This window comes from Pseudoalteromonas sp. L23 (assembly GCF_021728455.1).
Lineage (GTDB): Bacteria > Pseudomonadota > Gammaproteobacteria > Enterobacterales > Alteromonadaceae > Pseudoalteromonas.
On the sequence record NZ_JAKKCW010000012.1, the window covers coordinates 1 to 13,807 of the forward strand.

At 44.0% G+C, this 13,807-nt stretch carries 3 protein-coding genes; all 3 read right to left on the reverse strand.

All coding sequences use genetic code 11. The annotated features are described in order from the left end of the window. Positions 1-469: condensation domain-containing protein (locus tag L3V43_RS17850; RefSeq protein ID WP_237117148.1), on the reverse strand; the 469-nt coding region annotated here is incomplete at its 3' end. After that, positions 469-10,749 carry a non-ribosomal peptide synthetase gene (locus L3V43_RS17855; RefSeq protein WP_237117147.1) on the reverse strand — a complete coding sequence of 3,427 codons (10,281 nt, stop codon included), beginning with the start codon at positions 10,747-10,749 and terminating at the stop codon, positions 469-471. The genes L3V43_RS17855 and L3V43_RS17850, both read right to left, overlap by 1 nt. Then, positions 10,749-13,807 (reverse strand): amino acid adenylation domain-containing protein (locus tag L3V43_RS17860; protein WP_237123937.1); only part of this gene is annotated, 3,059 nt, incomplete at its 5' end. The genes L3V43_RS17855 and L3V43_RS17860, both read right to left, overlap by 1 nt.

A 13,807-nucleotide genomic window follows, 5' to 3' on the forward strand; every position in this document is an offset into this window, starting at 1 on the left:
CTTCACCACAATCAACCAAATTCACCACTTCTACCGTCACCGCTCGGGCTGGCATTACCCGCTGCATACACACTCCATCGTGGGCTTCGAAACAGGTTCTTAACGCCTCGTGGCGGGCAACTATTTGGGTTAGACTGGCTTCTATGGCTGCAATATCCAGTACCCCATCACAGGCCAGTGCTGCTGCAACATTATAATGTTGACTGCCTTCTAGCTTATCGATTAACCACAGCCGTTGTTGTGAAAATGACGCTGGGATCGCACCACTGCGATCTATACTGGTAATAGCAACCAATTTCTCTTGCTGGGCACGGAGTAGCGCTATTAATTCTTGTTTGTTTGCTGTTAATTCAGCTTTTAACTCAGCACTTAACTTGCCTGACTTCTTTTTAAAACGCAGCTGTCCCTGCTCGTCGAGAAATAATGTGACACCTTGTAGGCGCGCTTTCTTTAGAATTTCTAGCACCATTATAATACTCCCTCATCTTCAAATTCGTCATTCTCTGCATCGACTGCTTGTAATGCGAATAGTTGCTCAATCAACTCTGCTTGTTGGCGGATAGTCTGATATTGAAATAATTGGTTCATTTGTGTTACGCACGCAAACTGCTTCTGTAGAGCAGCGCTTAATGACATGACAAGCAGAGAGTTACCTCCAGCTGCGAAAAAGTTACAATCTATACTCGGTGGTTGCTCAAGTCGAAGTACCTGTTGCCAGATAGCTACCAATTGCAATTCAAGATCGGTATTGGCCGCAACAAACTCTTTTGAGTCCTGCATGGGTGCCTCGGGTAGCGCTTTGACATTAATTTTACCGTTTGCACTCAATGGTAGCTCAGGCAAGTCAATCAATTGCGCAGGGCAAAGGTAACTAGGAAGGTTTTGTTGTAGCGTCAGCAATATCTGTGACAAAGTGATATCTGGGTCTATATTGGACTGGTTAAGCACAACATATGAGACTAAGCGCCTATGCTCTTCCTCTCCTGCCATTACGGTAACACCTGCCTTAACCTGAGGTAGCATAAGCAACTGCTGGTTTACTTCTCCCAATTCGATACGAAAACCATGTAGTTTCACTTGATCATCAATGCGACCCACATAGTATAAGCTGCCGTCATACTGTTGCCGAACAAGATCACCGGTACGGTATAATCGCTCTCCAGGCTGAAATGGGTTGTGAACAAAACGCTGAGTAGTCAACCCCGGTTGGTTAAGATAGCCATTCGCGAGACAGCGCCCTCCAATGTGCAATTCACCTACAACACCAGTTGGTACTATCTGCATTGCTTTGTCTAATACATATAGCTGGGTATTTTCCATAGCGTAGCCAATAGGGAGCGAATCAGCCTGTCCTAGCTCAAAATCATTTAGCCGCGCGATACAACAACCCACAACGGCTTCGCTTGGTCCATAATGATTGTATATGGTGGCATTTGGAAAGGTATGAGTTAATTGGGCGAAAAGCGATACCGGAAACAACTCACCGCCAATCACAAAGACATGCTGACTTTGACATACCTCATCACCCATAATGAACATTAACGCTCTGGCATGCATAGGTGTTAATCGCAACAACAAAGGCTGAGTACTTGGTCGCGCAAGTCGCTTGGCAAGCTCGGTTAAAACCTCATCATGGTGACCACTTAGGTCGACCGTACCACCGCACAATAATGGTAGAAGTAATGCAGGCAAACTAATATCAAAGCCGTAAGACGTCACCAAGAACGAGCCTACTAACTCAACGTCATAATAATTCTGCAAAGCAAACTGGCAGTAATCAAGCAATGCCCGATGCGAAACCTCAACCCCTTTAGGTTTACCTGTTGAACCTGACGTATAAATAACATAAGCGGGGGTTTGAGCTTGGTAAACTGAACTGCTTGGCAGACTACTATACTCGTGAAACAACCAATCGCTAAGTGTTAGATCCGTCACCTGGCATGGTTGACTTTGCCAGCGCGCCCAATAGGCTTGTGAAATGAGTGCCATATCAAGCTTTGCATCGTTAACTATGCTATTGAGACGCTCCCCTCGGTTTGACAAATCAATCGGAACAAAACAAGCATTAATTTTCAAAGCAGCGAGAATTGCGACCAATATTTCAGGACCACGATCAAGGTATAAGCCAATTCGGCTACTTTCCCCGACTTGTTGTTGACGCAAGTAGTTGGCCAGCTGCTCTACTTTTTGGGCCAACACTTCATAACTGAACTCCTGCTCATTATAGCGCGTAGCGATAGCCTTAGGGTGAGCTGCTACTTGCTGATAAAATAATGCTAATAAGGATGTATCGCGACCTTTAAGGTTAACAACACCACACTGCTGCGAACGCTCACTTTGTTTCGTAGTTAACTGTAATTGCCCAAGTGCGACTTCAGGGTTGGTCAGCGTTTGAGCCAGTACGTGCTTTACGCTATTCACAACGTTTTGTATCGCTACCGCTTCAAATAGACTCGTATCATAATCAAACTGTAATAACAGCTTTCGCTCGTGCTCTATAACACGCAATGAAAATTCAAACTTACTTTGCTGATCACTAAACTCGATGGGCTTAAGGTGTTCGGTAAAGGTGCTTTCATCTGAGACTAGCGCCTTTTGATACGTAAACAGAACCTGCACCAAGGGGTTATAACTCGTAGTGCGCTGTGTCGTAAGCTGCTCAACTAGCCACTCAAAGGGCGTCTCTTGATTGTCTAAGGCGGCAACATCAGTACTTTTTACTTGTTGTAGATAATCACTAAAGCAGCACTCAGATTGATAATGAGTACGCAGCACCAAGGTGTTAACAAATAAACCAACCACGCTGTCAAAATCTTTGTGTGGTCGATTAGCCACTGGCGTTGCAATAGCATAATCATCACTATTGTTATAGCGGCATAGTACGATGCTCAAAACAGCGTGTAAGTACATAAATGCTGTCGTATTAGTCGCTGATGTTGCTTTTTTCATTAATTCGAATAATTCACCCTCGACCTCTATAGTCATGGTTTGGCTTTTATGTGCAGCAAACTTCCCACGGGGCTTATTCAGTGGCAATGAACTTAGCATGGGCATATCACTTAGCTGCTCTAACCAATATTGATTTTGTCGCGCTAACCGCTGCTGCTGAGCTTCACTGTGCTGCCATAATGCATAATCAGCGTAATCGACTGTGGGTGCAACTAGTTGATGCGCTTTCCCCTGCTGATAAGCCTGATACAGCGAATAAAACTCTTGAGCAAGGACCTCCATAGACCAAGCATCTGTCGCAATATGGTGGACACAAATTAGCAAGTAACAACTTAGCCCTGTCGTAACATAAGTTGCTCTGATCGGAATGGATGTAGCAAGTTCGAAGGGGAGTTGCGCTAATGCTTTTAGTCGCTCGTCGACTGCGCTTTGGGCGCATAGCTGCTGTTCATTTAGCTCGGTAATAGTAAACTTAGGTCGTGAGACCACGACTTGCGTTATTTCTTCTTCCTGAGTACGGTAAATCGTGCGTAATGCTTGGTGACGCTCTATCAACTCATTCATAACTTGAGTAGCCAGCGCAAGGTTAAACTGTTTGCCAACTTGGAAAAGCAAATGCATGTTGTAGTGCGTACTTTTACCATCGTGAAGCTGATCGATAAACCATAAACGGCGCTGTTGTAATGATAATGGCAATGACTGTTGTGATTTTTTACGTCTCGGAATAACGTGCTGCTGACTTGTTTGCTTTTCATCAATCAACCGACTCAACGCCGCGATAGTATTATGTTCAAAAATATCTCGAAGCGACAAAGTGGAATTGAATTTAGCGTTTAATTCATTTACTAACCGTAAACTTAATAATGAGTGACCACCAATATTAAAAAAGCTGTCATGAACTGAAATATCAGAGTTAAGCCCGAGTATTTGTTGCCAACTCTCCATCACACTGTGTTCACTCTCCGACTCAGCTGGTACAAAATCAATATCTGTAACCACATTCAAGTTAGCTAGCGCTGACTTATCCACTTTGCCATTTGGAGTTAGAGGTAAAGCAGAGACACACTCTATACGGTCAGGGATAAGATAACTTGGGGCACGCATAGCGAGTATATGGCGCCACTGTGATACGCTCTGCTGTTTATCTTGGCATGTAGATGAACACACAACAAATGCGACCAATAATTCGGTTTGACTGCGACATTGTTTAACCACCGCCACTTGCTGACAACCCGCGAACTCGCGAATTAGTCGTTCAACTTCTCCAAGTTCAATACGATGTCCTTTTATTTTGACCTGATCGTCGTTACGGCCAACATAGATGAGCTCACCCGTGTCCTGCCAACGAACCAAATCGCCGGTTTTGTATGCCCTAATAGGTGTCGTTAAAAAGGACACTTCCACAAATCGTTGCTGCGTTAGCTCCGGACGATTTAAATAGCCTGGTGTCACTCCTTCACCAGCAATTAATAGTTCACCCACAGCACCATGTGGCATTAGCTGTTGAAATTCATCCACAACGTAAACTTGAGTGTTCGCGACAGGGGCACCTATCGTGACAGCTTGTGGCTTCACTTTAGCCGCACAAGACCACACCGTACATTCCGTTGGCCCGTACATATTAAACACTCGCTCAGGCAGAAGCGCACAAAGTTGCTGAGCAAGGTCATCATTCAGAGCCTCTCCACCAACCAGTAGCAATTCCAGCTGCTGTAATGCATCTCGACCCGAGTCACTGTGTAGTAATTCACGTATATAGCTAGGCGTCGCTTGAAAGTGTGAAACTTGGTGTTGAAGGATTAACTGAGCAGGATCCCAATCGTTCTCAAAACGTTGTGCCAACATATTCGTTTGACAATCGTGCTGTATAAAGCGTTCTTGAATTGTTGCTACACAAGATAACTGCTGCGGTGTGATGGAGGCATGTTGTTGAGACGTGTAAATAACTACAACTGCATTAAAGCCCATCTTGCCAAAGAGAGCTAATTGCGCCAGAGCCATATCACTATCTTCAAGCGTGCAAAGCGCTCCCGTTTGTTCATTGCATTCGCTAACGGGCAGATAGAGTACTCTGCTGCTAGCCGCTTGCTGAATAGTGTTAAATGCCGCAACTTTTGTTGCTAGTTCTGAAAGCTCGCTTCCTTGATATAGCACCGAAAGTCCAGCTCCGCTTCGCGCCGCCTGCTCATATTCTTGCTCTGTGGCTCGACAGTTTAAGCCGAGGTTTTCAGTATCAGAATGTAAGCAAGAAACTCGATCACCAACATAGCTTGAAAACTTCGCAACAGATAACTCTTTTGCATCGAGTAATGCCATATCTGATTTGCATAAATGCACCTGTGCGAGCTTTTCACTTGCGATACTCTGTGGTCGCTCTGGCTGGATGATTACCTTGGCTCCAGAGGCTAAGCTCCAGAATAGCTCGAGCACAGAAATATCAAAGCTAATGCTCGTGCTAGCTAACCAGGTTATATCTGACGAGTTGCTTGGTAGCGATGTGCTCATCGCGGTAAAAAAGTTAAGTACGTTTCTGTGGCTCACTTTGACGCCCTTTGGCTTGCCCGTGGAGCCACTCGTATAGATCACATATGCCAAGCTATCTGAGGTGAGTTGATTAGTATAAGAAACGGGGTTTGTCGACGCCTGTAAGTCTAGGTATTCAACCAAGTGAAGTGCAGCTGATACATTGTTACTGAATAATGGTTGTAACGATTGCGTCAAAATTAAGTGCTTTAATTCGCTATCTTGAACAATATAATTCAGCCGCTGTGGTGGGTAGCTGGGATCTAAAGGCAAATAAGCACCACCAACTTTTAAAATAGCCAACATATTAATCAGCATAGATAAAGAGCGCGGTTGACAAATCCCAACTAAATCTCCAGGCCGGATCCCTCTTTGATACAACTGTTTAGCAACACATTCAGATTGCGCATTTAACTGTGCAAACGTTAAGTTTTCATTGTTAAAACAGACAGCTACTTTATCGGGCTGCGTAACACTTTGGTATTCGATGGCATGTTGCAGTAACCCCTCACTATCAAACGCTTGCGAGGTACAATTTAGCTGTTGCAACAAATAGTCACGTTGAGATTCTGGTAACAAGTTGTAGTGATAACAAGCTTGTTGTTCAGAATCGATGACGCCATCAACCAATTGTGCAAATTGCGCCATCATCTGCTCGATATATTGCTGATGAAACAACTCAGTACGGTATTCGACTGTAAGCTGCAGACCCTCTGATTGTTCACGTGCATGCCAAGTCAATTCATACTTAGCTACCGATTCTGAATGTAACTGTGGTGTCATGGAAAACGGCAAATCGCCAAGAGGTAACGCTTCGTTCGCCGTATTGTCCAGAATCAACATGATTTGAAACAACGGGGAATAATTCAAACTGCGTTCAGGAGCTAGCATTTCGACCAGTTGTTCAAATGGCGTAGCTTGGCGGGACAATGCCTCTAGGTTAACTTGCTTTACTTGTTCTAAGAACGTCCCAAAACTCTGCTTAAGAGAGCACTCCACTTTTAACACTAGGTTATTTATAAAAAAGCCCACAACGTTATCCAACTGCGGGTGACTACGATTTGCAACCGGGGTTCCAATAACCACTTGCGAATGCTGAGTATGACGGCAAATTAACAGACCCAATAAACCATGCAATACCATAAAAAGCGTCGCATTGTGTTTGCCCGCAAGTTGCTTTAAACCATTCAACTGTTTCTGATTCAATAGCCATTGCAGATTGTTTCCAGCAAACGTTTGCTGATTACTTCTCGCTTGATAAATGGGTAACTGATGGACAGCATCAATATCTGCAAGCTGTGTAAGCCAATAATCTAGGTGCGCTTTATGCTCATTCGATGCAAGTTGTTCATGGTGCCACGCGGCATAATCACTGTATTGAATATCGATCACAGGAAGCGCTTCAGTGTCAACACCCAGCTTTTGTTTATAAATAGTAATAAAGTCGCGTAATAGAATATTCATCGACCAAGCATCTGTCGCGATGTGATGTGTAGTGAGGAGTAACGTGCCGTGCTGCTCACCTCGCTTGACATAAGTCCCGCGCAACAGACAATCTCGACTTAGATCGAATGGTATGGTTGCATTTTCTAATCGCACAGTCTCAAGTTGATACTGCTGCTCAGCGATAGACTTTCCAGTCACATCTAGTAATACTAGTTGAAAAGCTTCTTGCGTTAACTGTAGCTGTGGTTGAGCATCTATTGTGACAAAATTCATAAGTAATGCCTGATGACGCTCTAGTAACTGAGTCAAGGCATACTCAGCAATATCGACATCAAACTGGCCGCAGATATCCAACGCAAATGGCATATTATACTGAGCCTGGTTGCTTTCAATCTGCGACAGTAACCACAACCGCTGCTGCGCTACAGAAAGCGGTTTAACCATATCCGTCTCCAGTCGCTTAATTGGTTCAAGCGCTAGATCTTCACTTTTCTGTATAAACTTAGCCAAGTCACGAATAATTGGGTGATTAAAAATATCTTTTAACTGTAGTTTCTTACCCAGCTGTGTACTCACATGGTTGATCAACCTAACCGCTAACAGTGAATGCCCCCCCATTGCAAAAAAGTCACTGTTAGGCGCAATATCTGTTCGTGATAACAGCTGCGTGCAAATATCCAGCAACTGCATCTCAACCAAGCTCTCCGGAGCAAGTCGTGAAGTTTGTTGCAACGTTTTGGGATCAGGTAATGCCCGTCGGTTAACTTTGCCATTACGACTTAGCGGAAAGTCATCAAGCGCAATATAGCAATGCGGTCTCATGTACACAGGTAGCCTAGCAGCGGCAAGACCTTCTAGCTGGTTGCGCACGGCCTCAACATCTTCATGTTGAGGCACGAAATAACACACAAGATACTCATTTTCTTGGTTTCTATTAACGTGTGCGATTAATCGTTGAACACCATCACAGCCCTCCAAAAGCGTTTCAATCTCGCCAAGTTCAACTCGATGCCCACGAATTTTAACTTGTTGATCATTACGACCAATGAACTCCAACCGCCCTTGACTATTCCAGCGAACTAAATCCCCTGTTTTGTAGTAACGTTCGGACGAGCCGCTCTTTAAAACATCTACAACAAAACACCTAGAGGTTAACTCTGGCCGTTGCCAATATCCCTTCGCCACACCGGTACCTGCAATCCACAATTCGCCGATGCCTCCGGGCACTTGAAGTTGCTGTTGTTCGTTTAATACCAGCAACTGAGTATTGGTCATTGGCAGACCTATCGGTACAGTGCCGTTTCCTGACAATGGTAAATCATTGAATGCATGTATGCAGCAGCCCACGACAGTCTCTGTTGGACCGTAATGGTTATATAACAAACTGTTAGGAAACGTATCACCTAATGCTAAAGCTACTCTTTGCGATAGGGCCTCACCACCTATCACCAATACACAAGGGGCAGTGATCACTTGGCCCTTGAGCGCATCGAGTAAGGCCTGACAATGGCTAGGAGTTAATCGCAATAATACCCCTTCAAGCTCAAGTTGCTGTAATTCGTTCAGCAAAGCAAAAATCACATCATCTTGTGGCAATAATGTCACACATCCCCCATGTAATAAGGGTAAGTAAAGACTAGGTACACTGATGTCAAATGCCGGCTCAGTAACGAGTAGAGAGCCCACGAGATGGTCTTGGTAATAAAAATCACTGGCAAAGGCGCAATACTGCTGTAATCCCAACTGAGTAATTTCAACTCCCTTGGGTTGACCAGTAGAGCCTGATGTATAAATTAGATAAGCACTATCACTTAACTGAGTTGGCGGTAGCGAAGATGGTGTAAACTCACTTAGCCAGTCTGGCGTTAAGCAGTCATCCATCAACATTACATCATACCCTTCGCTAGATACTGTTTCGAGAAGTGCACTTTGGGTTATCAATAGTTCGGCATCAACATCTTTTAATACATATTCCAACCTTGTCTTACCACTCGATTTATCTAATGGGATATATACGGCTCCCGCCAGCTGTACTCCGATAAGGGCGACTAATAGCTCCACACTTTTAGGCAGTAATAGCGCAACATGATCACCATGACCTATTTCTTGTTCTGATAAGCAGCCAGCTAAATTTTTCGCTTTGGCAATTAATTCGCCATAACTTAGTGTCGTATCACCTGCTCGAGCTGCGATTCGTTCCGGTGCACTCTGAGCCTGAATTAATATCTGCTGTACAATGGGAAGTTCTGTATCAGTAACTTGCTGCTCACCTGTTCCCATTGATAGGAGCGATTGTCTTGTTTCTTCACTCAACAACGAAGGTAATGATTGATTAGATTGGTGTTCAGGCAACGCAGTTAGCAATTGCACCATAGCTGTTGATAACCGCTCCACTGTCACTTGGTCGAATAATTCACTTTTATAATTCCAGTCAAGGATTAGGCTTCCTTGCTCTTCAAATATGCTAAGGTCCAAGTCATAACGCACAGCTCCCTCTCGCAACGGTAAAGCGCGAACAATCAAGTCCGTCAATTCAAATTGAGATTGTTGATAATTTTGTAGTACAAACTTGATTTGGGCTAAAGGGTTGTAGGCTAAATTGCGGGAAGGCTGCACAGCCTCTACGACTTGGTCAAAAGGTACCTCTTGATGACCAAAAGCCTGCTGTACTCGGCTTTTATTTTTAGCTAAAAATTGCCAAAAATCACCATCTTCAGGGATCTCCGAACGCAGCACTATTGTATTGAGAAAGCAGCCGATCAAGGACTGAACTTCCTCTCGTTCTCTTCCCGCCACAGGTGTCGCCATCACAATATCATCACTACCACTAAATCGGCCTAAAACAAAAGCAAATGCAGACTGCAATAAGGTAAAGAGCGTCACATTGTGGCTTTTTGCCAGCTTGACTAACTGCTCGCTCAGTTTCTTGCTCAAAGGAACTTGCATTTGTTTAGATGTAAAATTTTGCTGTTTAGGGCGTGGTCTATCGAGTGGTAGGCTATGTACCTCTGGAGCTTCGGCTAAATAGTCATGCCAAAACTCTAATTTCTGTTCAAGTACTGGCTGATCTAAATGTTGCTTTTGCCAATAGGCATAGTCAGCATACTGTATTGGTAAAGCAGTTAACTGCACTGACTGGCCAGTCGCTAACTGGTGATAACTGGTCACAAATTCTGATGACAGCACTTCCACTGACCAGCCGTCTGCTGCAATATGGTGAACAGCGAAAAGTAAGCAATGCTGTTTGGCATGACGTTTAACAAGCGTTACCCGCAATACTAATTCAGCACTCAAGTCGAATGAGTAACGTGACTCTTTAGTTATCAACTGTTGTAGTTTAGTCTCATATTCTGCGGCAGAAAGCAGGCTATAGTCTTCTTGAAACAGAGGTATCTCAAAGTCTTGATGTAAAAACTGCAGCGTTTGATTTTGCTGCTCAACGTAACCACACCGGAGCACTTCGTGACGGTTGATTATTTCAGCCAAAGCCTGACTAACCTTATCAACTCGCAACTCACCTTCTAACTCGAATGCTGCAAAAATATTATATTCGCTACTCTCGCCACCACCAAGCTGGTGTATAAACCACAATCTCGCCTGCGCCAAAGACAAAGGTAGATACTTACTGTCAGGACGAGGAGTGATAGCACTAACTTTAGGACGTTGGATACTATGTTGTAGATACTGGATAATATCGTCTTTGTGTGCAGAAATTTCATTCTTTAGCTCAGAGGTCAACGCTCCTTTTGGCGCCGTAAATTTTAGCTTTTGCTCTTCAAGATAAAGTTCGATCCCTGCAGCTAGCGCTTTTTTTATTATTTTTTGAACCATTAAAATTCTCCAGATTCCATATCTTCCGCAAGCTCAGCCTCGGTATTTGCGCCAGTGTTTTTGTTAGCCAGTTCAACAGCTAATGCAATCTCAGCTACGGTTGGATACGTGAATAAAAACAGCAGTTCCAGCTGTACACCGAAACCGTTTTCTATCGCATTTTTAAACGCGACCAGTGAAATAGAACTACCTCCAAGCTCGAAGAAGCTATCATGCACTCCTGGGGAAGTTTGTAACCCCAAAGTCAGTTGCAATATATCCACAAGCTTCTCTTCTAGTTCATTGCTCGGCGCCATATAGCGACTATCACTATGCGCAATGGGGGTGGGTAAATTAGCTTTGTCAATTTTGCCATTATTTGTTAACGGCAATACGTTGAGCACAGCCCACCGACTAGGCTGCATATAATGAGGCAACCTATGCTTGAGCCACCCCTTCACATCACTGATAAGGTCACTATGATCTTGGCAACTGTGACTAACCAACCAAGCGTCAAGGTGCTGATGCTGTTTAGTGGTATTAAGCAGCACTACCGCGCTATCCAACCGCTCATGCTGAGCTAAGTTTTGCTCCACTTCAGGCAACTCAACACGGTAACCTTTATATTTGACTTGAGCGTCTCTGCGACCTAAAAACTCAATGTTTCCGTCATTACGATATCGAGCAATATCTCCAGTGCGATACATTCTTGAACCAAGATCTTGCTCCAGCAAATCTGCAAAAAATACCTTTGCCGTTAACTCATCTTTGTTCCAATAGCCTCGGCTGACTTGATTTCCACCAATATAAATCTCTCCTTTTACACCAGGAAGCTGTAGTTGTTGCTGATTATCGAGTATATAAATACGGTTATTCGCATCCGCTTTGCCAATAGCCAAAATTTCACCATAATAGCCATCAGGCTTTATCTCTAAGTGCGAAACAGTGACGGTGGTTTCAGTTGGACCATAAGAGTTAACTAACTTTGGAAGCTTCCCTTGATGTGCAAACCAGCGCTCAACACAGCCAGCCTGTAACCCTTCACCACCAATAATGACTGTTTCCAGCATATTAGGTAATGACATAGTAGGCGCCTGCATAAGTTGATGGAAAAATGCCGTTGGCAAAGTGATTAGATTGATACGTTGCTGTTCACAAAGCGCCCAAAATGTTGCCGTACTCGATAGCCAGGTATCGTCTCGTAGTACCAACGTCCCACCTGTCATTAAGCTGCCAAATATCTCCTCAATGGACATATCAAAATTTACAGCACTAAATTGCAGTATGCGTTTAGTCGAGTCGAGTCGGTAGCGGTCTATAAAGCCTTCGACAAAAGCAGCTAAATTTTGGTGCTCCACCATCACGCCTTTAGGGTTACCGGTGGATCCTGATGTATATATTAGGTACACCAGTTGCTGTGGGGCGATGCAGATTTGGGGCGCATTCGGTTCATGATCTTGGAATATTGCGTGATCTTCACTTAAATTCTGTATCACATAATCGGATTCTGCTTGTTTGTAACTCTCATGGTCATCACCCTCAGGTAATAACAAAAGCTTTGGTTTACTATCGGCCAAAACATAAAGAGACCTAGCTTTTGGCTGCGCTCTATCCAGCGGCACATATGTCGCACCAGCTTTCATAACCGCGAAAATAGCGACCATAAACATTGCCGATCTTGGCAGGCAGATTGCTACTCGATCTTCTGTTGTAATTCCCTCTTGTAAGAGATAATTTGCGAGCTGATTTGAGTGGGATTCTAACCAAGCATAAGTATACTCCTTGCCATTATCTACTATGGCAATATTATCGGGGAACCGAACAGCATTATTCGATAACCGCTGAGGCATCAACAAAGTTGGAGTAGCTTGCAATACGCTTTGAGGCCGACCAAGTAAACGCCTCTTATCATCATTAGACATAAGTGATAACTCGGCAATGGTTGCATTAGGTTGCGTTACAAAAGCCTTTAAGATATTTAAGAAATACTCGCTCCATTTGGCAACATCACTAGAGTGGTAAAGCTCATTTAGAAACTCTATATGGCAATCTAAGCCATGTTCTGTTTGCTCTGCAGTTAGCACTAAATCAAATTCTGAATGACCATTCGTCCGTATCAGTTCATTCATTTCGAGAGCAGGTATCTGCGCAGCCTCATACTTATTGTGAAGTGCTAACAATGTTTGGAATACGGGATGCTGATATGAACTTCTTGGCGGGTTCAAACGCTCAATTATTTGCTCCAACGGAGCATCTTGATTGGCAAAAGCAGAAGTGCTTTTCTCACTCACATGAGAAAACAACTCGATAATAGTCATCTCCGACTGTAATTCAACTTTCAAGACAACGGTATTGACGAACAGTCCAATTAGATCAAAGCAAGCCGCATGCTGCCTCCCAGCAACAGGGAGTCCTATCTGTAATGACGAGCTGCCGGTAAGCTTAGCTAGCAAAATAGCCCATGCTGAACTTAACAGCATATTGAGTGTTATCTTTTGATCTTTTGCTATCAGTTCTAATTCAGAGCTAAAAGAAGGCAATAAAGAAAAACTGACTTTGCTGGTACTACCCCTAAGTTTTTCTATTGTCCCGGTGTCACTAGGCAGTTTTAAATCTTCACCACGCTCGGCTAACTCAGTAACCCAGTAGTCTAGCTGTGACTTGAGCTTTTGTTGCTGCTGACTTGCCAGCTGCCAATCAGCATAATCACTATACTGAATTGCTAAAGGAGGAAGTACCGCGGCCTCCCCTCTTTGCAATCCTTGATAAAGTGCCGCAAACTCTCGATGCAATATCTCTACCGACCAACCATCTGCGATGATGTGGTGAAGACTGATCATCAGCACCGCTTCCGTTGCACTTTGCCTGACCAAACTCGCTCTAAATAATTGCCCTGCTGTTAGGTCAAAACCTCGCTGTCCTTCTTCTGCTTGTAGTGTCTGTATCTTATGCTGCTGTGTTGCAGGCGCTAGTGATGTTAAATCGTAATACTGTAAGACAAACCTGACCTCACTTTCCACGACTTGCCTAGGCTCACCTTCATGGCTGATGAAACGGCTTCGCAATATATCATGCCGTG

What these genes read in the sequence shown, in the direction of transcription:
- L3V43_RS17855 (WP_237117147.1), bottom strand. Translation starts at nt 10,749, where the DNA reads ATGGTTCAAAAAATAATAAAAAAAGCGCTAGCTGCAGGGATCGAACTT.